Annotated in this window: 19 protein-coding genes and 1 pseudogene; 9 read left to right on the top strand and 11 right to left on the bottom strand. The window is 58.3% G+C overall.

Translation table 11 applies throughout. The features are described 5' to 3' along the window. Positions 1 to 56: 56 nt before the first annotated feature. The 5 genes and pseudogenes from msrA to L6D74_RS05105 form a co-directional block, all read right to left on the bottom strand. Positions 57 to 524: a peptide-methionine (S)-S-oxide reductase MsrA gene (gene msrA / locus L6D74_RS05125; RefSeq protein ID WP_236187991.1), complete on the bottom strand. Its 468-nt coding sequence runs from the start codon at positions 522 to 524 to the stop codon at positions 57 to 59. Continuing rightward, the gene (locus tag L6D74_RS05120; RefSeq protein WP_236187989.1) at positions 517 to 1,443 is read right to left on the bottom strand and encodes a homocysteine S-methyltransferase family protein; all 927 of its coding nucleotides are present in this window, start codon (positions 1,441 to 1,443) and stop codon (positions 517 to 519) included. The genes msrA and L6D74_RS05120 overlap by 8 nt, the downstream gene beginning before the upstream one ends. Then, positions 1,440 to 2,501: an ABC transporter substrate-binding protein gene (locus L6D74_RS05115; RefSeq protein ID WP_373874453.1), complete on the bottom strand. Its 1,062-nt coding sequence runs from the start codon at positions 2,499 to 2,501 to the stop codon at positions 1,440 to 1,442. Before L6D74_RS05115 ends, L6D74_RS05120 begins: the two co-directional genes overlap by 4 nt. Before the next feature lie 3 nt (positions 2,502 to 2,504). Next, the gene (locus tag L6D74_RS05110; protein WP_236188416.1) at positions 2,505 to 4,559 is read right to left on the bottom strand and encodes an ATP-binding cassette domain-containing protein; all 2,055 of its coding nucleotides are present in this window, start codon (positions 4,557 to 4,559) and stop codon (positions 2,505 to 2,507) included. 500 nt (positions 4,560 to 5,059) lie between these two features. Continuing rightward, positions 5,060 to 5,245, bottom strand: a pseudogene (locus L6D74_RS05105) (PLP-dependent transferase); the annotation flags it as partial. 184 nt (positions 5,246 to 5,429) lie between these two features. On the opposite strand from L6D74_RS05105, the gene L6D74_RS05100 reads away from it, so the two are divergent. Next, on the top strand, positions 5,430 to 6,344 hold the full coding sequence (locus L6D74_RS05100; RefSeq protein WP_236187981.1) for a bestrophin family protein: 915 nt from the start codon (positions 5,430 to 5,432) through the stop codon (positions 6,342 to 6,344). Between the two features lie 95 nt (positions 6,345 to 6,439). On the opposite strand, the gene L6D74_RS05095 is transcribed toward L6D74_RS05100, so the two are convergent. The 4 genes from L6D74_RS05095 to L6D74_RS05080 all read right to left on the bottom strand — a co-directional run bounded on the left by L6D74_RS05095 (position 6,440) and on the right by L6D74_RS05080 (position 9,768). Continuing rightward, entirely contained in the window at positions 6,440 to 7,240 is an 801-nt protein-coding gene (locus L6D74_RS05095) for an alpha/beta fold hydrolase (RefSeq protein WP_236187980.1), read from the bottom strand. A gap of 120 nt (positions 7,241 to 7,360) precedes the next feature. Continuing rightward, the gene (locus tag L6D74_RS05090) at positions 7,361 to 8,290 is read right to left on the bottom strand and encodes a ZIP family metal transporter (RefSeq protein WP_236187978.1); all 930 of its coding nucleotides are present in this window, start codon (positions 8,288 to 8,290) and stop codon (positions 7,361 to 7,363) included. A 61-nt stretch (positions 8,291 to 8,351) separates the two neighbouring features. Further along, positions 8,352 to 9,236 carry a manganese catalase family protein gene (locus tag L6D74_RS05085; protein ID WP_064596678.1) on the bottom strand — a complete coding sequence of 295 codons (885 nt, stop codon included), beginning with the start codon at positions 9,234 to 9,236 and terminating at the stop codon, positions 8,352 to 8,354. Positions 9,237 to 9,519: 283 nt separating this feature from the next. Next, on the bottom strand, positions 9,520 to 9,768 hold the full coding sequence (locus L6D74_RS05080) for a hypothetical protein (RefSeq protein ID WP_178076437.1): 249 nt from the start codon (positions 9,766 to 9,768) through the stop codon (positions 9,520 to 9,522). Positions 9,769 to 9,918: 150 nt separating this feature from the next. On the opposite strand from L6D74_RS05080, the gene L6D74_RS05075 reads away from it, so the two are divergent. Both L6D74_RS05075 and L6D74_RS05070 read left to right on the top strand, forming a co-directional pair. Beyond that, entirely contained in the window at positions 9,919 to 10,416 is a 498-nt protein-coding gene (locus L6D74_RS05075; RefSeq protein ID WP_236187976.1) for a short chain dehydrogenase, read from the top strand. Between the two features lie 52 nt (positions 10,417 to 10,468). After that, positions 10,469 to 10,789, top strand: coding sequence for a hypothetical protein (locus L6D74_RS05070; RefSeq protein ID WP_236187975.1), 321 nt, complete (start codon positions 10,469 to 10,471; stop codon positions 10,787 to 10,789). Positions 10,790 to 11,369: 580 nt separating this feature from the next. Here the strand turns inward: L6D74_RS05070 and L6D74_RS05060 are convergent. Both L6D74_RS05060 and L6D74_RS05055 read right to left on the bottom strand, forming a co-directional pair. Further along, positions 11,370 to 12,215 carry an amino acid ABC transporter permease gene (locus L6D74_RS05060; protein ID WP_221397371.1) on the bottom strand — a complete coding sequence of 282 codons (846 nt, stop codon included), beginning with the start codon at positions 12,213 to 12,215 and terminating at the stop codon, positions 11,370 to 11,372. Then, positions 12,212 to 13,033 (bottom strand): ABC transporter substrate-binding protein, encoded by an 822-nt coding sequence (locus L6D74_RS05055; protein WP_064596729.1) that lies wholly within the window; start codon positions 13,031 to 13,033, stop codon positions 12,212 to 12,214. Before L6D74_RS05055 ends, L6D74_RS05060 begins: the two co-directional genes overlap by 4 nt. Positions 13,034 to 13,555: 522 nt before the next feature. On the opposite strand from L6D74_RS05055, the gene L6D74_RS05050 reads away from it, so the two are divergent. The 6 genes from L6D74_RS05050 to tspO all read left to right on the top strand — a co-directional run bounded on the left by L6D74_RS05050 (position 13,556) and on the right by tspO (position 21,616). Further along, positions 13,556 to 15,001, top strand: coding sequence for an ATPase domain-containing protein (locus L6D74_RS05050; RefSeq protein WP_166742306.1), 1,446 nt, complete (start codon positions 13,556 to 13,558; stop codon positions 14,999 to 15,001). Between the two features lie 24 nt (positions 15,002 to 15,025). Continuing rightward, a complete protein-coding gene (locus tag L6D74_RS05045) occupies positions 15,026 to 15,388 on the top strand; it encodes a response regulator (RefSeq protein WP_039768563.1) in 363 nt (120 codons plus the stop codon). Between the two features lie 514 nt (positions 15,389 to 15,902). Further along, a complete protein-coding gene (locus L6D74_RS05040) occupies positions 15,903 to 16,445 on the top strand; it encodes a DUF3833 domain-containing protein (protein ID WP_236187974.1) in 543 nt (180 codons plus the stop codon). Between the two features lie 8 nt (positions 16,446 to 16,453). Beyond that, positions 16,454 to 17,992: a cryptochrome/photolyase family protein gene (locus tag L6D74_RS05035; RefSeq protein ID WP_236187970.1), complete on the top strand. Its 1,539-nt coding sequence runs from the start codon at positions 16,454 to 16,456 to the stop codon at positions 17,990 to 17,992. Between the two features lie 164 nt (positions 17,993 to 18,156). Next, entirely contained in the window at positions 18,157 to 21,102 is a 2,946-nt protein-coding gene (locus L6D74_RS05030; RefSeq protein WP_236187968.1) for a PAS domain-containing hybrid sensor histidine kinase/response regulator, read from the top strand. Positions 21,103 to 21,160: 58 nt separating this feature from the next. After that, the gene (gene tspO, locus L6D74_RS05025) at positions 21,161 to 21,616 is read left to right on the top strand and encodes a tryptophan-rich sensory protein TspO (RefSeq protein WP_064600841.1); all 456 of its coding nucleotides are present in this window, start codon (positions 21,161 to 21,163) and stop codon (positions 21,614 to 21,616) included. Positions 21,617 to 21,641 lie beyond the last annotated feature (25 nt).

The raw sequence follows: 21,641 nt of genomic DNA, 5'->3' as shown, positions 1-21,641 counted from the left end.
ACCTCGCCGAGAAATCGCAACGCCCCGGCCCTGACGGCAAAAGCGTTGCCTATGCATCAAATGGAACAGGCGCTGCCACCGTGCTTTTCAAGGTAGCGCTGATGTTCTTCATCTGCCTTTTGAAACTCACCCAGTGGCAGGATCACCGTAGCCACTGGCTTGCCCAACTGGCCACTGGCGTCCAGCTGCTGCCTGGCGACAAGCGCCAGTCGGGCCTGCTCGGTACTGTTGAAAAACAGCGCGGAACGGTATTTCGCCCCGACGTCCGCACCCTGCCGGTCGACTGACGTTGGATCGTGCAGTGTCCAGAAGTGCTCGACGAGACGGCTGTAGGAAATGAGTCGGGGGTCGAAGTCGACTTGCACGACTTCGATCAGGGTGGCATCGCCCAAGTCTGACCGCGCGAACCCGACGCGGGTGTCGAGCACACCCGGCAATGCCCGGAATGAGGCTTCCGCCCCCCAGAAGCAACCGGCACCCAATGTCGCCTGCTCTGACAGAACGTCGCCTGGAAAATCACTCATGCGCGGCCTCCTCACCCTTTTGATAGTGCAGGTGCAAATGCAACTGGGCGATATGCTCCGGGCCGATCCCACAGCATCCGCCGACAATGCTGGCCCCTGCGGCAACCCATGATTTCGACCAGTCCAGGTAGGACTCGGGGCCCAGATCGCGCCGAATGTCCAACAAATCGCTATTGGCCTCGGCTTTGGCACTGACAGGGGGGAAAGCATTGGCATAAACCCCCAGTTCGACAGGATGATCCAGGTTTTCAATCACAGCGCGTGCCTCAATCAAGGCCGCGGCCATCACTTCCGGCTGGCTGCAATTGAAGAGCACCGCCTTGGCCCCCAGTTCGGCCGCCACGCGAACCGCATCGGCAACGGCCTCGTTTGAGCGTAATCGCGGTTCCCGGCCCTCTTCGTCCAACAGCGTGAATGACACCCAGAGTGGCGCGGGATCCGTTCCAAGGGCTTCGACCACAGCCCGCACTTCAGCAATGGAGCTTTGCGTTTCGGCCAGCCACACATCGACGTGCGCCTGCAATCCGGCAATGAGTTCGCGGTGGATCGCTACTGAACGCTGATGATCGAACAGATCCGGCCGGTACGACCCCAACGCCGGCGGCAACGACCCGGCCACGGTGACCGCATCGGTACTTTCGCCGGCGGCCTGCCGCGCCAAGCGTCCGGCGCGCTCAGCCAGCGCTCTTCCCTGCTCGGCAAATCGCTCGTCGCCAATATGAAAAGGCACCACCGCATAGCTGTTGGTGGTGATGATCCGGGCGCCCGCTTTCACGAACGCCTGATGCGCCTGCAGCACATACTCGGGCGCTTCGATCAGCGCGAGGGCCGACCATTCCGGTTGACGGAACGGCGCGCCGATTCGCTTCAACTCCCGCCCCATGCCGCCATCGAGCACACGTACGTTCGCTCTGGTCATTGGGCTGAACTCACTTGCTGCGCCTGCCCTGCAAACCACTGGTCAACAGTAGAAGAATTGGCTTGAACCCAGGCCTTGGCGGCGACGTCTGCTGGCTGTTTCTCCTTTTCGATCTTCTGGATCAATCCGTTCAACTGTGCCGGGTCGATGGAGAAGTTGTGCAGGAACTCGGCAATTTTCGGTGCGCGCTTTTGCAGTGCTGTGGAAGCCAGGACGTACACCTTGGCATCCGGGAAGGCGCAGGTGATGTGGCTCTTGTTCAGCCAGTCGGGATCGACGGTCGGGCTGATGAATTTCCAGCAGCCATCCGCCTTGTAAAGAGGATCTTCTTTTTTGTTGTCCTGGGCGTAGCCATCGAACGCGGGCTCTTCCAGGCGACGCAGATCATAGGCCGAGAAAATCCAGTCAGGGGTGTAGGCGTAGAACACCACGCCGCGTTGCGCTTTGTAAGCCGAGGCCAGTTTGGCGTAAGTCACCGAGGCTTCCGTCGACACGGACTCGAATTTATCGGCGAAGCCGTAATCCTTGGCCTTGATCTGGCAGATATAGCTCGACTCCCAGCCCGCTGCCCCCACCAGCAGTTCGGCCTTGCCACCGCCCTCTGGCTTGAAGAGCTTGGCCACTTCCGGTTTTTTCAGGTCGTAGATCGATTTGACGCCGTACTTGTCTTGCAGATAACCGGGAATGTAGAAGCCTTGTTCGCCGGTATAAGGGTGAGCATTGGGCACCAGTGAGCGGGTGCCGCCGGTGACGTACTTGGCCCACGCCGCTGACTGATTGGGCAGCCAGATGTCCGTCAGCACATCCACAGAACCGTCGCCCTTGGCCGCCGCACTGAACAGCACCGGCACGTCCCCGGCGAGATACGACACATCACCGTCCAGACGACTTTTGATCACCTCACCCAGAATGTGTTGAATGGCGATGGCCCCCGTCCAGTTCTGCTCGCCAATGACAATTTTGTCCTTGGCCATCACGCTGGCCGGCACGATCAGGGAAGCCAGCACTGCAACCACACTCAGGTTACGCAATAGATGTTTTGTCACGATAAGTCTCACAGTTCAGTTATGCAGATGGTCTTGCTTGCGCAAGCTCGATTGAATGATTCGATCGGGGATCAATGCACACAGCACGATCGCTACGCCGGCCAGCACGCCCTCGCCGCCCTTGATATTGCGCAACGCCGTCATGACGTCGTAACCCAACCCTCCAGCGCCGATCAGGGCAGCAACCACCACCATCGACAGGCTCATGACAATGGTCTGATTGATCCCCAGTAACAGAGATCGTCGCGCCAGCGGCAGTTGCACCTTCACCAGGGTTTGCCAGGGGGTTGCTCCATGGGCGATTGCCGCTTCCACGGCATCCTTCGGGACTTCCTGAATACCCAGGGACGTCAGACGAATCATCGGTGCCAGGGCAAAAATCACCGTCGCAATGACTGCCGGGGTCTTGCCCACCGAAAAGAACGCCACAGCGGGAATCAGGTAGACAAAGGTCGGCAGGGTCTGCATGACATCCAGCAAGGGCGTGAGCAGCCTGCGGGCAAACGGCCGCTTCGCCAGCAAAATGCCGGTGGGTACGCCGATCACCAGTGCGATCAGCACCGACGAACCAACCAGCGCCAGCGTGGCAATTGTCCGCTCCCAAAACCCGAACAGGCCGATATACAACAACGCAGCGCTGCTGGTGAGCGCCAGGGCCAGGCCCGCCGAGCGCCAGGCCAGCAATACCAGCGCCAGCGCGCAAACCGGCCAGGGCAGCCAACCGAGCAGGGTTTCGATCCCTTCAATGACCGTGCGAACCGCAACGATTACGCCGACAAAAGCGCTCTCGAATGTCACCTGTGACCAACCGATAAAATCATCCAGGCTCTGTGCAGTCAGTAACAGCGCCTGGCGGCTGGCCGGGAACTGCAAGAACGCCTGGGTGGTATCGGGCGTCAACACGCGCCAGATCACCAATGCCTGACTGACCAGCAGCACCGCCAGCGGCAACGCCCAACTCGAAACGGCGCGCCGCACCGGTTGATGGCTCAGCGAATACGCGGTGAAACGACTGGCCGCCAGCACGGCCAATCCCACCACGACCGATATCCATGATGCGCTCGCAATGCCCTGCACCGCAGTGGCCAGGGCCGCGAGTTCTGCGGCGAACCCGAGCCAGAACAACCCGCCTCGGCCCCGCGCCGCCAGCGCTGCCGGCCCGAGCAACAGGGCTTGCCAGCCGCGCAAGCCCGGCTGAACCGGTTGCTCCTTCGGTGCCGTTTCGGGAACCTGACGTACCGCGCCACCGGCATCGTGCAATACCGGTGCGGCTGGAAGGCAATCGCGGAAGAAATCCGCGACCTCAGCATCGGCCGGCGTCTCGAGCAGCTGTTTCGGGGTGCCCGACTGCACCAGACGTCCCTGGCGCAATACCGCTATCCGGTCAGCGAGACGTACCGCTTCGGCAGGATCGTGGGTGACCAGCAACGTGGTGATCCCGCGCTCGCGTACCAAGGCCAGAAAGTGGCTTTGCAGGTCTCGCCGGATGGTCGGATCCAGTGCGCTGAAAGGCTCGTCCATCAGGAGAATATCCGGATCAGTCACCAATGCCCGCGCAAGACCGACCCGTTGCTGCATACCGCCGGACAACTCGTGGGGATAATGCTCGCCCCATCCCTCCAGGCCCATCGCCTGTAACTGTCGGGTGGCCGCTGCGTGCCGGACGGCCTCGGATTCGCCGCGCAACTCCAGAGGCAGCGCAACGTTGTCCAGCACCGTGCGATGGGGCAAAAGACCAAAATGCTGGAAGACCATGCCGATTCGCCGCGAGCGCAAATCCCGCAACGCTTTGTGGCTCAGGCCGCTGATAGCCTGACCTTCAATCAAGACCTCACCGCTGGTGGGTTCGATCAAACGATTGATATGGCGAAGCAAGGTCGATTTGCCGCTGCCGGAGGTGCCCATCAGGCACAGCACTTCGCCGCGCCGGACCTTCAAGCTGACATGGTTGACAGCCGGCAACGGCGACCCGCCTTTGCGCAGATAAGCTTTAGTGACGCCTTGCAGTTCGAGGACAACATCGCCCTCCTCGGCGCTATCGCCGGTGGGTGGGGCCAATCGTTCAGGCAAGTCGACCTGTACCGTTGCCAAAGAGGTTTGAATAAGTGTCACGAGGGCTCCGGGCAACAAACCGCTGACGGCCAGATATGTGGCCGTTCAGGGTAGAAAAAATGGACAGGAGCCTCAGGCATGACCGCGGACAGGGTTGGCCTGAGGCAAAAAAACGCCGCAAGCGAGGCGCTGCACGTTTCCTTTGCTAAAAGCTAAACGATCTTAAAAAGATTAAATAAATATCTTTTTGGAATGAGCTTAGGCCTTCCCGCCCGGTTTTCCGGAGGTGCTTTTCAAAGCGATCTGGTATTGCTGCGTGCCGACGGCTGGACGTGCTGCACACCGACAACGATCCTGTATCGCAGGCCCAAAGCCGTGCCGGTCAACGCTTGATCGACTCATCGACGGGCTGACGTCCAGCAGCAGACTCAGCCCGGTTTTGATGGAGTGTTCCGCGCCCGTGCAGACGCTACCTTAGAGTCCCCTCACTGAGTGAGCGAACATCAAACGGCACGACCTTGATCCTTGTACGCTGCGTCCGTTTCACGCAATTCAAAGGACAGCAGGCCATTGCTGCCAGTGAAGTCCCGGCGCCACAAGGCATGGCCGGGATGATCGTGCAAGGCCGGATGGAACACCTGCTTCACCTGCGGGTGTGCCTGTAACCAGTGGGCGACTTCCAGAGCCTGACGCTCGTGCACTTGCTTGCCGCGTGGTTCATCTGCGGTCCAATCGGGATACGAGGATTTTTCTCGCAAGCATTGGCCATTCAGATGGCCGGGCTTCGCAGATTGACTGACGGTTGGCTGCTTCACCAGGGAACTGCCGATGCCAGGCATCGTCCGATGCTTAAGCGTTTAAGCAAACTGCTCAACACGAGGTTTCCGTTTGAAAGCTGCCATCGTCAAAAAATACCGCCTGATCATCAAGACCCTGGGCTACGTGGGCTGGTCTCTGTTCTGGTTGCTGCTGTGGGACATCGCCGTCACCGTCGACTTCATGCTGTTTCTCAACGCCAAGCTGAACCTGCCGCTGATGCCGCTGACCTTGCTGGGTTCGGCGTTGATCGTATTGATCAGTTTTCGCAACAGCAGCGCCTACAACCGCTGGTGGGAAGCGCGGACGTTGTGGGGGGCGATGATCAACAACTCCCGCAGCTTCGCCCGGCAGGTGCTGACGCTGCTGGACGACACCGGCGGCGAGGTGAATCCGGTCAAATCCACTCTGCTGCGCCGCCACGTCGCTTATGTGAACTGCCTCGCCGCGCACCTGCAAGGCCAGCCTTGTCCCGACGAGGTGCGGGCGTTTATTCCCGCCGAAGAGTTCGCCCGCAGTGGCACGACCAATAACTTTGCCAACGATATCCTCACCGGCTCCGCGACTTTGCTCGCCAAGGAATACAAGGCCGGGCATCTGGACAGTATTCGCTTGGCGCGGCTTGAGTCGACGCTGGTCGACCTTTCCAACAGTCAGGGCGGCATGGAGCGGATCGCCAATACCCCGCTGCCCTACCCTTACGTCTATTTTCCGCGGCTGTTTATTTCGCTGTTCTGTTTGATCGTGCCGGTGGGACTGGTCGAATCCCTGGGCTGGTTCACGCCGCTGGCGTCGACCGTGGTGGGATTCATGCTGCTGGCCATCGAACGCATCGGCACCGATCTGCAAAGCCCGTTTCGCCACAGCGAACACCAGATTCAAATGGAAGCACTGTGCGAAACCATTGAAAAGAACTTGCAGTCGATGCAACGTGATTCGTTGGGTGATGTGCGCAGGCTTGAAGAGCACGCCGGAGGCGCTGCTTAAGCAGCAGTGTGATAGCGGGTCTCCCCTTTTCTTTATCAGGTGCAGAGCGACTATTGATGAGACGAGCGTGTGCGCTCCAGGCCAGCCTTGGTGTTTCAGTTCGCGATCCTCGGCGCCTTCTCTTCATCGTCGTAATGGCGGCAAAGAAATTCGCGGACCAGGACGGCAGTTCGTCTAGCGCTGGTCACCACAAAGAAATGTCCCTCACCCTTCAGAAGGCGAAGTTCTGAACGTCCAATTGTGCGGCGCAGGACATGGCCGTTGTACGCCTGTATTAACGGATCGCGGTCGCCGGCAAGAATCAGCGTGCGTTGAAGCAGTCGGGACAAGCGAAGCAGGCTTGTCCATCCGATCAAGGCTGCGAGCTGGAAATAGTAGGTTCGCGGATTAACAGAGAGCATGCCCTTCATCACACCGAACCGCAGCAGCGTCTGAACTGAATGGCCGGATCGTTCTTGCTTGTGCATGTTGGTGTTTTTGCTCTTGCGGAAAAAATCCATTACGTCTGCAGGCTTCATCAGCAGCAATGGACCGGGAGAGGTCGCCGCGAGGATCAGCCTGCGTACCCTGCTCGGGTAACGAAGAGCGAATTCCTGAGCCAATGCACCTCCCCAACTCACGCCGAACACATCGACCTGGTCGATCCCCAATTGCTCAAGCATCCCGGCAATCACGTCGGCATGGCGTGGCAGGCGAAGGGGCCAACGGGGCATTTGCGACTTGCCGACTCCGGGCACGTCCAGCGTGATGGTCATGAAGTCGTCAAGTTCATTGCGCAGCGGATCGAAGGTACGAATCAAACCACCCAAACCATTGAGCAAAAGCAGCGGAGAGCCTTGACCGCAGATCGAAACGTTCAACTGCAAGCCCTTCGTTGTCAGCCTGTGCGTTGTCATGATTTCTCCTTGCTGCACGTAATTGAAAGGCAGTGCAGGTGGGATCGCGACGTCTACCGTCGGATTTTTGCTTCCAGTTTCTTCAACCAAGCCGTCCAATGATGGATGGGAGGTAAAGGGTCAACCCAAAGCCGTGTCGAGGAACATCATGACCCCGAAACCGAGCATCAACCCCAAGGTCGCAGGTGTCTCATGACCGTTGCGATGGGTCTCGGGAATGACCTCATGGGACACCACAAAAATCATCGCGCCCGCCGCCAGACCGAGCGCTATGGGATATCCCAATGCGAAGCTGCTCGAAATCCCCAAGCCGACGATCGCGCCAATGGGTTCCATCAACCCTGAGCCCACCGCAATAAGCGCAGCGCGAAGCGCTGAAATCCCGGTCACGCGTAACGCAAGCGCCACCGCCAGGCCTTCGGGAATGTCTTGAATGGCGATGGCAGTGGTGAGCGGCAATCCCACCTTCATATCGCCATTGGCAAAGCTCACTCCAATGGCCATCCCCTCCGGCAAGTTATGCAGCGTGATTGCCAGGACAAACAGCCATACACGATTGATGCGCTGCGCCTCGGGCCCACGGCGACCGCTTTTCTCATGTTCGTGAGGCACGAAGCGATCCAGACCGATCATCAGCGCTACCCCCAATCCCAATCCTGCAACGACGACACAGGCTGCGAGCAGCTGGTTACCGCAGAGCTCCTGGGCGGCTTCGATACCCGGAAGAATGAGCGAAAACGAACTGGCGGCCAGCATCATTCCGGCGGCGAAGCCCAGCATGATGTCCTGCGTTCTGGCGGCGATATCGCGTAACGCAATCGCTGCCACCGCACCTATGGCCGTCGCAGCGAAGCCTGACATGCCGCCGAGAAATGCAAAGTGCAGATTTTGTTTGTTGGCGCCGACGAAGGCGCCGTACCCGCTGATCAGCAAGCAAAGCGTCACGCCAATCAGAATTGACCAGAAGGCTAGCCCGCCCCATCCGGATTTTGACAGCCGAACAAACCGTGAGCGAAGTGTTGCGCCAGATGAGGTCAACGGCTCGAACATCGCACCCTCCTGTTTTCTTGAGTTGGAAAAACCGCACGCCCTTCGGCGTGCGGTCGCGTCGTTAAGGTTGTGGTTCGCCTTGCACACCCGCCCCCAGGTCCGCACCCGTGATCGGATTGCTGTCTGGGTCGGACATCGTCCTGGCTTTCATGTCCATGAGCAGCGCTTCATCCTCGGCGCTCAATTGCACAGTCGCGGTGCCCTCGCCTCCATCCACCGCCGGCGCTGGATTCTCTACGAACTCCCAGTCCTCCCCTTCGTTCCACGGCCCGCGGGTGCTGCCTTCGCCCTGAGACATGTTGAAGTAAACGTTGGTGAATTCAGGCATACCCGGCAGTTTGCCCTGAGGGAAATTAGGCTGGATGGCGTGCAGTGCTTTTTCGAAAGACAGTTGATGGGCGATTTCACGGGTCATCAGAAATCCGAGGGCTTCCTTTACACCCGGATCATCTGTGACATTCATCAAACGCTCGTAGACGATCTTCGCCCTGGCCTCAGCGGCGATATTGGAGCGCATGTCTGCAGTCGGTTCGCCGATGGTATCGACGTAAGCCGCTGACCAGGGAACGCCTGCCGAGTTGGTCAAAGGAGCACCCGCTCCGTACAACAGACTTGTGATGTGGGAATCGTTGCCGGCCCCGTTGATGGCGCGATACAACTCGCCCTCTTCCTCGACACCTTCGGCCATTTGCCCTTTGGCGCCCTTGTTCAACATCACGATAATCGACCCGACGATCTCAAGGTGGCTGAGCTCCTCGGTGGCAATATCCATAAGGAGATCCTTTCTGCCTGGATCATCTTCGGCCAACGCCTGTGTGAAGTAGCGTGAAGCTGCAGCGAGTTCCCCTTGGGCGCCCCCGAATTGTTCCAGTAGTAGATTGGCCAACCCCGGATTGGGCTGAGCAACGCGCACGGTGTATTGAAGTCGTTTGTTATGTAGGAACATGACATTCTCCTCAGGTGCATCAGGGCTGCCGTTCACTCGGCAATAGACCGAATGCCAACCCACATTCATCTGAAGCAAATGCGCCGGGGTTAATTTCAAAAACCTTCTGCCCTGTCGACCAACGGGTGCTGCTTTCCCTTTGCGGTTGGAAACCTGTGAGTCAGTCTTCCTGGACAATAACGGAGATCGAGACTTTCAACTGATAGGCCATGTCCTCGCGTATTGGATAATTCCGGCTACGCAATTGCGAGTGTCGTCGGCAATAGACATGAGCTGAATGACCTCAGTGATAATCCTCACCAGCGACCGCACGCAGATAGGCCGCATCTGCCTCCCTTCTCAGGTCACGCCATTCGGAATCGGTCAATCTACCCAACCGATGCATCTCATCAGTCTGGCGCAATAGCTCCTCGTGATAGGCATCGGGACACTCCATGCGTAACGCTCGGTTCTCCAATGCAAGATGCCAGGCATCCAGGGCTTTCAATTTGGATTCCTGCTCAAGCGTCAGTTGATTCTTGAAAGCATTCATTTCACCTACCCCGAACATTTCCCGGTTGAGCAACAGTTTTCGAATTAGGTTCAAAAGGTCTGACGAAGAACAGCCTTTCGGTAATCTCGATGGAACGTTGCGCCAAGCCCCGTCCTCTATCGCAACACCAGCGAATCTGAGGATTTCATCATGATCGACCCAGCAACCGGTATGAAGGCAGGCGAGCGCTACACCATAGACAGTCTCGAACGCACGCGACATTTCCCGGGTTTCTTCCTCGACGGAAAATATTACCTTGGCCCGGAATTGATGACGGCCATAGGTTGGCTGGAAGGGAAGCAGTTTTATTACGATGAGCTTGATCCCACGGGTGAGCCGGTGTTTCCCGATCGACTCGCCGGGACTGTCGAAGACCTCACCCTGACTCTCGCGGACGGTGCGCGATTGCCCTTGAACGAAATGCCGTACAGGGCAGATGCCGACCCCGCTGCCAGTCCAAGCCGTCTTACTCCATCGTCATCACGACATCGACCTGCTCCGGCAAGCGATCAACACGGAGTCGAAGGTGTGCGGATGTCAGGTAAACATCCGTATCCAATACTCCTGGCGGCAGGCGCCGCGCTAGTACTGGGAATACTGCTTGGAGTCAAACAAGCCAATCGCCTTCCTGCCCGAAAACCGAGATAGCCGTCCTTGCTGATTTTTTGGAGAAGTGCTCTTTGAACGATCGGAGACAGGAATGCATCCAGTGACACCAGACGGTCGCTACTTTGTTGTCAAAGGCCAGCTATGGCGATGTTCCAACCCATCATTGGATGAAGATGTGCGCCAGCGTCTTGTCGATGCGCTTATGGCCGCTCGACGAGAGGTCAAGAACGCCAAGGGTTCGCAAGACGCGTCGCAACTGAAGCGCGCTCGGGAAAAGGTACAAATGGCCAAAGTGGCCCTCGGGGAACGGGGGCCTGTCTGGTGGACTGATGGAAGCCCGGACTTCAACCGGCGGCTGGTCATCAATTCCCCTTATGCCGAATGGTTCAGCTCGCTCCAAGAGCCTGATTAACTCTCGGCGTAAGGCGGGATTCTGATGATGTTCCAGTGTTGCTCACAACCGCCGATCCAAGGCATTGAATGCACCCAATACAACCGCTCTCCCCTGGCACTTGTATAACTTAGCCAAGTTAACGCTGCGGTAGACAGGGAAAGCGCTTGCAAGCCTAGCCAGGCTCCACTGGCGCCGGCAGTGCCACTCTTGCACAGGCGAAAAGCAGCATGCCTGTCAGGATCAATGCGCCTCCACGCATCCAGGTCTCCAGACTTTGCTGACCAAGCAGTATCAGGCACGAGACGATAGCAAGTAGCGGAACCCACGTAGGTACTCGAAAGTGATCTTCCGCAACCTCGTCACGGCGCAGGATCAACACGGACAAATTGGTACTGAGAAATACGAACAACAGGAGCAGGACGACCGTTTCAGCGAGTGTGGCTAGCGTCCCCGTCAGCGTGAGCCCGATTGCCACGAGGGTGGTAGCGATCACTGCTATCCACGCCGCACCCGACACTGGCTTGTTCATAGAGTGCAAAAAGCAGAGGTTTAGGATCGGACATCTTGGTTCCTGCAAGAAATCATTCAACGGAATGGCTCAGCGCTGATGCTTGAAGCCTCTGCCGTAATGGCGTTCGAGGCGATGCTGGATCAGTTCGAGACCGATGGATAACAGCCAATAGATGGCGGCTGCGGTGGTCAGCATTTCAATGTAGCGGTAGGACGAACGCCCGTACGACTGCGCCAGAAACATCACTTCCCAAACCCCCATGACCGAAATCAGGGACGAGTCCTTGAGCATCGAAATGAACTGGCTGGTGGTCGGCGGAATGATCGTGCGCATGGCTTGCGGCAGGATGATATGGATGAACGTCGCGGCCGGCCTCAGGCCCAGTGCGGCTGCCGCTTCGCGCTGACCTGGGGCAACAGCGAGGATGCCGGCACGAAAAATCTCACTGAGATAAGCCCCGTAGTTGAGCGACAGCGCGATGATCCCGGCGCTGATTGCGCCTGGCACCACGCCCAACTGCGGCAGCCCCAGATAGATCAACAGGATCTGGATCAACAGTGGCGTGCCGCGAAAGAACGAGGCGTAGAAGCTGGCGATACCAAACGCCACGGCGCTGCTCGACAGCCTGGCCAGCGCGGTGACAAAGCCCAGCAATAACGAAAACCAGATCGAGCAGAAACACAGGAATATCGTCAGCGCGGCGCCTTGCAAGAACCCGTTCGGCCCCAGATGCAGGCCGACCAGGTTCGGCAACTTTTCCACAATGATCGAAAATTTCAGATCGAAGCGCATGAAAAACCACACGCCCAGACCCGAAAGCGCCGCCCACGTCAGATACAGGCGCGTGCGAAAACCGAATAGCTGACGTGTCAGTGGCGGCTGCTTTTGCGGGCTGACGGCCGCTTTGGCCGGATGCGGATTGATGGCTGTCATTGGCTGATATCAGAACCGATCCACTTGCGGGATATTTTGCTCAGCGTGCCGTCAGTCTTGAGTTGTGCGATGACCTCGGTGACTTTCGCATTCCATTGCGGATCGCCCTTCTCGACCGCCACGACGTTCGGCTCGGCATACAGTGGATCTCCGGCAATCTTGAAACGCGGATCCTGAGCGATGCGTTCACGCGCCGTGATGAGGTTGGTGACCATGGCGTCCAGGCGCACGCCGGTACCCAGTGCGAGATCCTGGAAGGCAACGGTTTCGTTGTCGTAAGGCGCGATCTGGACATTGTCGAACGGATAGCTCAACGGTTTGTCCTCGGCGCCTTCAATGACCAGATCCTTGTTCAGATAGGCCTCATAGGTCGACGCACTGATCACACCGACTTTTTTTCCGGACAAGTCCTTGCCGGTGACTATCTCCTTGTCCTTCGCATTGACCACGATCACCGCCGGTGACTGGTAATACTCCACGGGGAAGTCGAACACTTCGGCCCGCGCCTTGCTCGGTGTCATCGAGCACACGCAGATGTCGTATCGACCGTTCCAGTGCCCCGCGGCAATCACGTCCCAGGAAGGTGTTTCAAGTTTCAGCTTGACCCCAAGGCGCTCGGCCACAGCTTTAGCGACATCCACATCGAAGCCGTCGAGCTGGTTCTGGTCATTGAGAAAAGAGAACGGCGGGTAACTCTCCATCAGGACACCGGTGAGCTCACCTTTTTGCGTCACGCGATCGAGGGTGGGCCCGGCGAAGGCTGCCGCGCAACTGACGGCGAGCGCCAGGCCAAGTGTCAAATGTGTGGGGATCTTCAAGTGCGAATGCTCCAATCAGGAAATGCCTGGTTAGATTAAAACGCACTATAAAATTAATATGTACTTCATTTTGGGAATAAAAAGCTACGCTTAGGCTATATGAAATCCAGCCGCCAGCGTCAGGCAAAGCCTTCATCTCCAAGGCTCATCGCTTCTGGTTTCTCACGGAGCGTACTCCGGGCAATGAACATCAGGGAAACCGGATCCTGAAGAATGGCCTGTTGGTTCCCTCCAGCCTTCTGGTCATATCGACCCTTTGCACTGTTTTCTTCAATCTGCGGGGGTTGTTTCAGGAGCGTAGTTCATCCGCTGACACTTGCTGGAGCCGCCCAGAGTGGAAAAGAGTGTGCAAACAGGTTGAGTAAGTTGCGTTGCTGCTCCAACGCATGTTCAGCGGCGAATGAGTAGCTTTACCGGCACTGCTGCCTGAAACGTCAGTGAAGTGCAGATAGCTCCGGCACAGAAATGGCGTTAGCATCCCGTACATTCGGTTTAACAGCATGATTTCAAGATCAGGGTCGCATAGTGGAAAAGTTAAATCGCCTTCAGAGTGGAATCGAAGGCCTGGATGCTCTGCTCAAGGGCGGATTGGTCTCAGGCGCTTCCTACATTATTCAGGGGCGTCCAGGGTCGGGCAAAACGATCCTCGCCAACCAACTTGGATTCCATCATGCGCGCAACGGCGGCCGTGTACTGGTAGCGACACTGCTTGCCGAATCCCATGACCGGCTTTTTCAGTTTCTGTCCACCTTGAGCTTTTACGACGCTTCCAAAGTTGGCGCTGAAATCCAGTTCGTCAGTGCATTCGATACGCTGGAAAATGAAGGTCTGGATGAAGTCGTAAAACTGCTGAGGCGTGAGATCAGCCGCCAGAAGGCGACAGTCATGGTTGTCGACGGATTGCTGAACGCACGCTCTAAAGCCGACTCGCCAATCGACACCAAGAAGTTCATCTCTGAATTGCAAGGGCACGCTGCATTTGCTGGATGCACCGTGTTGTTTCTCACCAGTTCCCGACTGGATGACGGCAGCCCCGAGCACACCATGGTGGATGGCGTGATCGAAATGGGAGAGGAGCTTTATGGCACCCGCTCGGTGCGTCGTATTCAACTGCGTAAAACCCGGGGTAGCGCGGCACTGACCGGACTTCACGAGTGCGAAATCACCGAGAACGGTCTGGTGGTTTATCCGCGCCTGGAAAGCCTCTACAGCCACCCCTCTTCGCCCGACAGCGCCAACATGACGCGCATCCCCAGCGGTATACATTCTCTGGACACGATACTGGGTGGCGGGCTGCACAGTTCCAGCGTGACGCTGGTCATGGGCCCATCAGGAATAGGCAAGACAACGCTGGGTCTTAAATTCCTGGGTGAGTCGACGGTGAAGGCACCGGGCCTGCATTTTGGCTTTTATGAAAGCCCGGAGCGGTTACGCCTGAAGGGCCAGTCACTAGGAATCGACATCAAAGGCATGGAAGAAAGCGGTGCGTTGAGCATCGCGTGGCAACCGACCACCGAAGGTCTCCTGGACGGCCTGGGCTCAAGGTTGCTGAGCATCGTCGAAGAAAAGGGCATCAAGCGTTTATTCATCGACAGCCTTAGCGGCATGACGCGGGTGTCGACGAATCCAGCCCGAATTACTGACTTTTACAGTGCCCTCATGAACGAATTACGCTCCAGGGGCGTGACCGTGTTTGCCTCTTGGGAGATGCGAGATCTGTTCGGCTCCGAGATCAGTTCACCAAACTCTGACCTGTCCAGCATCGTCGACAATCTGATGCTGATGCGGTTCTTCGAGAATGACTCTGAACTAAGCAGAACCATTTCCATTCTTAAAGTCAGAGATAGCTCTTATGACCCTTCGCGATTTGAAGTGGTCATCCGTGACCAGGACGTTGATCTGAAAAAGGCTTCAAGAAATGAACCGCCAGTTCCTAATCCTGCAGCCCTGCCAGGTTCATTTTCCTAGGTCTTCTATTCAGGTTGCATTCTCATGACCACCATCCTGGTTGTCGACGACGAATATTTGATCGCTGACATTCTCGGCTTTGCGCTGGAGGATGAAGGCTTCATGGTCGTGAAAGCCAGCAATGGCAAAAAAGGGCTTGAGGTGCTTGAGCGAGAGCGCCCTGACCTGATCATTACCGACTTCATGATGCCGGTAATGGACGGACTCGAATTCGCCACGGCCGTCCGCGCCCTGCCCTCAGCGCATCTCTTGCCCATCATTCTGATCAGCGGCGCGCAAGCCCACCTCGGCATGGAGAGATCGGACTTGTTCAATGCTGTCCTGGAAAAGCCTTTCAATATCGATTCAATCCTTGCTACCGCCAGGCGACTGCTGGCTGCAAATTGAAACGGATTGAATCCATCTCCAAGACTGAACCTACCCGCTCGGCCCTGCATGCCTGATGGCATGCAGCGTTCACCTTTAGCTGACTCCCCGCCTCCTCTCGTTTCAAACCATCGCGCAACCATCCATTTCAAAAAACGCCACGTACTCGGCAACCTGATCGACCTCCTTTGATGACCTAGCCGTTGCAACACCGAGAAGTGTGTGAGAAAGGCGCAGCAAGCGCCCTGCCTGGGATAGGAAGTATTGTCAGGTGGTTTTTTTCGGCCTATCTTGATTCATACCTATACAAACTATCTGTCTACGTACAACTATTCGCAAAACGCTTGGCCTCACGTACAGCGCTGCCGCGAGAAAAACAAAGCCGGCCATCGCCGTAAGACTCTCGTTGACGTCGTCAAAAGTCGAGCGTCAAGACCAGCCGGGGAAAACGATAAACCTGTACATGTCCAGCCCACCGTACAAGCGAATGGTTCGAACCTGGCCTTCGACACCTTTGCAATCAGGGAGTAAGGCAATGACGCGATTCCTGCTGTTACTGACACTGATATTCAGCATCGCAAGCTGCACCAGCGTGGACGTCGCCCGTTATGCCGACCAACAACCAGCCCTGGATCTGCATCGGTTTTTCAGCCAGCCCGTCAAGGCCTGGGGAATGTTTCAGAAGCGCAGCGGCGAAGTGACCAAGCGTTTCGAAGTGAATATCGTCAGCCGTCGCGAAGGCAACAACCTGATTCTCGACGAGCGCTTTCTGTACAGCGATGGCACCCGCCAACACCGCGTATGGACATTGACGCCCGAGGGCCAGGGACGCTGGAGCGGTCGCGCCGGCGATGTAGTCGGCGTTGCCCAAGGCCAGGTGGCGGGCAACACATTTCACTGGCGCTATCGGCTGAACGTAGCGGTCGACGATTCGACCTATGAAATGAGCATGGACGACTGGATGTATCTGATGGACGAGGACACGTTGATCAACCGCACCCGCATGTCCAAGTTCGGCGTGGAGGTCGGCCAGGTGACCTTGTTCTTCCGTCGCCAGAGCACCGAAGCAAGCCAATGAACCGCAAAATGAACACTACCCGCCGCTTATGCCTAGTACTGGGCGACCAGTTGTCGTTCGACCTGGCTTCCTTACAGGCACTCGATGCCGAGCGCGACACGGTGTTGCTGGTTGAGGTCATGGAAGAAGCCAGCCACGTGCCCCACCACCCACAGAAGATTGCCCTGATCTTCAGTGCCATGCGCCACTTCGCTCAGGCGTTGGAAGACCAAGGCATACGTGTTGAATACGTGACCCTGGATGACCCGCAAAACAGCGGTTCGGTGCCGGGTGAGCTGCATCGTTGGAAAAAGCTGTTGCAGGCCGACGAAGTGCACGTGACTGAGTGTGGCGACTGGCGGCTGGAGCATTCGATCAAGGAATGCGGTTTGCCCGTCCAGTGGCACACCGATACGCGTTTTCTGTGCGGTCGCGAAGAATTTGCCGCCTGGGCCGAGGGCAAGAAACAGCTGCGCATGGAGTTTTTCTACCGTGAGATGCGTCGCAAGAGCCGCTTGCTGCTCAATGGTGACGGCTCGCCAGTGGGCGGCGCGTGGAACTTCGATGCCGAGAATCGCAAGGCCCTGCCCAAGGGCGTCAAAGCGCCCTACCCGGCACGTTTCAAAAACGACGCCATCACCCGCGATGTACTGGCACTGGTCAAGGCGCGTTTCAGCCAGCACTACGGTGCGCTCGATGACTTCAACTATCCCGTCACCCATGCCGATGCGCAGGCTCTTTGGGCGTACTTTCTCGATTACGGTCTGGCCGGGTTTGGCGATTACCAGGACGCCATGGCCAGTGATGAGCCGTTCCTGTTTCATGCGCGCATCAGCGCAGCGCTCAACATTGGCCTGCTGGATTTGCGGCAAATTTGCAGTGATGTGGAGTCGGCGTACTGGGCCGGCAGCGTTGCGCTCAATGCCGCCGAAGGCTTCATTCGGCAACTGATTGGCTGGCGGGAATATGTGCGGGGCGTGTACTGGCTGAAGATGCCGGATTACGCGCTGGGCAACTCTTTTGGCAACAGCCGGCCGCTGCCCGAGTTCTACTGGACGGGTGAGACGCAAATGAACTGCATGCGCCAGGCCATCGGGCAAAGCTTGCAACACGCCTACGCGCATCACATCCAGCGGCTGATGGTCACCGGCAACTTCGCCCTGCTCGCCGGCATCGCGCCGAGTCAGATCTGCGAGTGGTACCTGGCGATCTACATGGATGCTTTTGACTGGGTCGAGCTGCCCAACACGCTGGGCATGGTCATGCACGCCGATGGCGGTTATCTCGGTTCCAAACCCTATTGCGCCAGCGGCCAGTACATCAATCGCATGTCGGATTACTGCCGCGGTTGCGCGTACAAGGTCCGCGAAAGCACGGCGGACAATGCCTGCCCGTTCAACGCGCTGTATTGGCATTTCCTGATGCGCCACGGTGAGCTGCTGCGCGGCAATCAGCGCATGAGCATGATGTACAAGAACCTCGACCGCATGCCGCAAACCAGGCAACAGGCACTCTGGCAACGCGGCCAGGCACTGTTGGCGCGCCTGGATAACGGCGATTCGATTTGAAATCAGCGTTCACTCGAAGCGACCTTGCTCCATCAGTGAAACTTAACGATGAAGCAACCTGTCAACGGATCAGCAGCCACAACGCTTCCCGCTGCTGACTGCAGCGCTCGGGCATGCCCGAACCACTGAAACCGGTCCCTGAAAAATTCAACCAAGAAGGTGAGATGGACACCCTCAAACACCTTAGTCGCGAAGCGCTCGAGTGCGAGGTCAAGCGATTACGCGCCGCGCTGCAGAGCAATGAAGTCGACATTGAGCGCGACATCACGGCGCGACTGCACGCCAGTCAGGCCGCGCTCGCTCGTAGTGAGGCGCGGCAGCGGGCGGTTTTTGAGAGTGCAGTGGATTTTGCGATGGTCGTCACTGACCTTGGCGGGAACATCACGGAATGGAACTGCGGCGCGACCAACGTGCTGGGCTGGTCCGCCGAAGAGGTTCGCGGCCAGAGCGCGGCCTGCTTTTTCACACCTGAGGACCGCGCTGCCGGCCGTGTAGAAGAGGAAATGCAACGCGCCCTTTGCGCTGGCCGTGCCTACGATGAGCGCTGGCATCTGCGCAAGAACGGCGAGCGATTCTGGGCCTCGGGCGAGCTGATGCCGCTTTACGATGAAGACCAGACTCACCTGGGGTTCGTGAAAATTCTCCGCGACCGGACTCAGGAGCATCTGTTCGGACGCGCCATGGCCGAAACCCAGGAGCGCTATCGACTGGCGGTCAAGGCGACCAGCGATGCGGTGTGGGACTGGGACCTGCAAACCAACCAGATCATCTGGAACCAGGCGTTGCAACAGGCGTACGGTTTCCCGCTGGAGAATGTTGATCCCAGTGGCGACTGGCGGTTCGCGCGGATCCATCCGCAGGATCAGGCGCGGGTGCAGGCATCGATCCGCGCCGCCATCGAAGGCGACGGCACGACATGGAGCGCGGAGTATCGGTTCTGCTGTCAGGACGGCTCCTACGCCGAAGTGCTCGATCGCGGACACTTGATCCGCAATCCCGCTGGCCAGGCCGAACGCATGATCGGCGCGATGCTTGACCTGACGCGCTCGCGCAGTGCCGAAACGGCGCTGCGCCAGAGTGAGGAACGCTTCAGTACCATTCTGGAAACCATCGAGTCGGCGTTCGCTATCGTCAAAGTCAAATTCGACGCCAACGACGAGCCTGTCGACTACTACTTCGTCGAGGCCAACCCGGCGTTCGAGCGCCAGTGCGGGGTCAACCTGCGCGGTAAGTGGGTCACCGAGTTCGCGCCCAATCTTGAGCGCTTCTGGTTCGAAACCTACGGCCACGTGGCCAAGACCGGGGAACCGGCGAACTTCGAAAATTACGCCAATACCTTTGAACGCTGGTTCGATGTGCGCGCGGTGCGGGTCGGCGATCCGGCTGACCGGCAGATCGCGATCCTGTTCAACGACGTCACCGAGCGGCGCGCCGCCGAGGAACGCTTGCGCGCCAGCGAGGCAATTGCCCGGGAAAACGTCGAACGAGTGCAACTGGCCCTTGCCGCGGGCGCCATCATCGGCACCTGGCACTGGGACCTGCTGACCGACCGCTTTGCCATCGACGAAGGCTTCGCCCAGGTGTTCAACCTCGACCCGGCACTGGGGCGCGAAGGCCTCAGCCTCGAACAAGTGATCACCAGCGTGCACCCCGACGACCGCGATAGCCTGACCATGGCAATCGACGAAGCCATTGGCCGCGGTGGCGCCTATTCCCATCAGTACCGTGTACGGCGCGAGGACGGCAGATTCCAGTGGATCGAAGCCAACGGACGCGTTGAGTGTGCAGATGACGGAGTTCCCCTGCGTTTTCCCGGCGTGCTGATCGACGTCGAGGAGCGGCGCACTGTCGAGGCGGAGCGCGACCGGGCTCTTGCCGCGTTGCGTTCGCTCAACGACACCCTCGAGCAAAGGGTTTCATCGCGCACCGCCGAGTTGATGCAGGCAGAGGAAAAACTGCGTCAGTCGCAGAAGATGGAAGCGGTCGGCCAACTGACGGGAGGCCTCGCTCACGATTTCAACAACTTGTTGGCCGGCATTTCCGGCGCACTGGAGTTGATGGGCGCGCGAATCAATCAGGGCCGTTTGAACGAAGTCGACAAGTACATGGTGACCGCACAGGGCGCGGTCAAGCGAGCCGCGGCCCTTACCCACCGCCTGCTGGCGTTCTCCAGACGCCAGACCCTCGATCCACGACCGACCGACGTCAACACGCTGATGACCGGCATGACCGAGCTGATCCAGCGCACCGTGGGCCCGAGCATTCTCCTGGAAACCATTGGTTCGCCCGTACTCTGGCCAACACTGGTGGATGCCAGTCAACTGGAGAACGCGCTGCTCAATCTGTGTATCAACGCGCGCGATGCAATGCCCGATGGCGGACGCATCACCATCGAGACGGCCAATCGCATCGTCGACACCGAGATCGCCGGCGCGCTGGACATGCCCGAGGGCGAGTATGTGTGCCTGTGCGTCACCGATACCGGCACCGGCATGTCGGCCGATGTCATCGCCAAGGCCTTCGACCCGTTCTTCACCACCAAACCGCTGGGTCAGGGCACAGGGCTGGGCTTGTCGATGATCTACGGGTTCGCCAAACAGTCCGGCGGCCAGGTGCGCGTGCACTCCCAGGTCGACCGGGGCACCACGATGTGCATCTACCTGCCTCGTCACCGTGGCGATCCCGTGCAGAGCCACGATGACAAGCACATCGCACCGGCGGTGGTGCCCAAGGCCAGCGAGACCATTCTGGTGGTGGACGACGAACCCACGGTGCGCGCGCTGCTGACCGAAGTGCTTGGCGATCTCGGCTACAACTTGCTTGAGGCAGGCGACAGCGTTGCCGGGCTGAAAGTATTGCAATCAAACGTGCATATCGACCTGCTGATCACCGATGTCGGCCTGCCAGGTGGCATGAACGGCCGGCAACTGGCCGACGCCGGCCGGGAGATCCGCCCGAACCTGACGACCCTCTTCATTACCGGTTACGCGGAGAACGCAGTAATCGGCGCCGCCCAACTGGGCCCGGGCATGCAGGTGCTGACCAAGCCCTTCGCGGTCGACACGCTGGTGGCGCGGGTCAGTGAACTGATGTGCTCAAGATCCGAATGAACGACCGCTGCGGCGGAACAAACCAGGCAAACGGGCTGCGGCCAAGGAGTATGAAATGGTGACTTTCCTGATTTTTCTGATCGCGTGCGGTGCGGCGGCAACCACCGGCATGGTTTTCAAGCCCGGCCAATGGTACGCGCAGCTCAACAAACCGAAGTTCACGCCACCCAACTGGGTGTTTCCGGTGGCCTGGACGACGATCTACCTGCTGCTGGCCTGGGTCGGCTATCGCTTGACCATGATTCCCGGCAGCGAACAGGTGCTGGCATTGTGGGCGGCGCAGATTGCGCTGAACACACTGTGGACGCCTGTGTTCTTCGGCGCGCAGCGGATCGTTGCCGCGATGATTATTCTCGTACTGTTGTGGCTGGTCGTCGCCGTGATGGTGGTCCTGGCCCTGCGCCTGGATGTGATCACCGGGTTGATCCTGTTTCCTTATCTGGCCTGGCTGTGTGTCGCTGCGGCGCTTAATTTTTCGATCATGCGCAACAACCGGGTGGGTCTCGGCTCATGACCGTACTACAGGCGCATGAAGCGCC

It is taken from the genome of Pseudomonas pharyngis (genome assembly GCF_021602345.1).
GTDB classification, from domain to species: domain Bacteria; phylum Pseudomonadota; class Gammaproteobacteria; order Pseudomonadales; family Pseudomonadaceae; genus Aquipseudomonas; species Aquipseudomonas pharyngis.
The sequence above is the reverse complement of the archived record's forward strand: the minus strand, read 5'-3'. Positions and strand labels throughout refer to the sequence as shown.

Bases quoted from the DNA above. Each gene is read 5' to 3' on its own strand.
- L6D74_RS05090 (WP_236187978.1), bottom strand. From the start codon at position 8,290: ATGTTCGAGCCGTTGACCTCATCTGGCGCAACACTTCGCTCACGGTTT.
- L6D74_RS05120 (WP_236187989.1), bottom strand. From the start codon at position 1,443: ATGACCAGAGCGAACGTACGTGTGCTCGATGGCGGCATGGGGCGGGAG.
- msrA (WP_236187991.1), bottom strand. From the start codon at position 524: ATGAGTGATTTTCCAGGCGACGTTCTGTCAGAGCAGGCGACATTGGGT.
- L6D74_RS05085 (WP_064596678.1), bottom strand. From the start codon at position 9,236: ATGTTCCTACATAACAAACGACTTCAATACACCGTGCGCGTTGCTCAG.
- L6D74_RS05075 (WP_236187976.1), top strand. From the start codon at position 9,919: ATGATCGACCCAGCAACCGGTATGAAGGCAGGCGAGCGCTACACCATA.
- L6D74_RS05040 (WP_236187974.1), top strand. From the start codon at position 15,903: ATGACGCGATTCCTGCTGTTACTGACACTGATATTCAGCATCGCAAGC.
- L6D74_RS05060 (WP_221397371.1), bottom strand. From the start codon at position 12,215: ATGACAGCCATCAATCCGCATCCGGCCAAAGCGGCCGTCAGCCCGCAA.
- L6D74_RS05035 (WP_236187970.1), top strand. From the start codon at position 16,454: ATGAACACTACCCGCCGCTTATGCCTAGTACTGGGCGACCAGTTGTCG.
- L6D74_RS05070 (WP_236187975.1), top strand. From the start codon at position 10,469: ATGCATCCAGTGACACCAGACGGTCGCTACTTTGTTGTCAAAGGCCAG.
- L6D74_RS05080 (WP_178076437.1), bottom strand. From the start codon at position 9,768: ATGAATGCTTTCAAGAATCAACTGACGCTTGAGCAGGAATCCAAATTG.
- L6D74_RS05095 (WP_236187980.1), bottom strand. From the start codon at position 7,240: ATGACAACGCACAGGCTGACAACGAAGGGCTTGCAGTTGAACGTTTCG.
- L6D74_RS05045 (WP_039768563.1), top strand. From the start codon at position 15,026: ATGACCACCATCCTGGTTGTCGACGACGAATATTTGATCGCTGACATT.
- L6D74_RS05030 (WP_236187968.1), top strand. From the start codon at position 18,157: ATGGACACCCTCAAACACCTTAGTCGCGAAGCGCTCGAGTGCGAGGTC.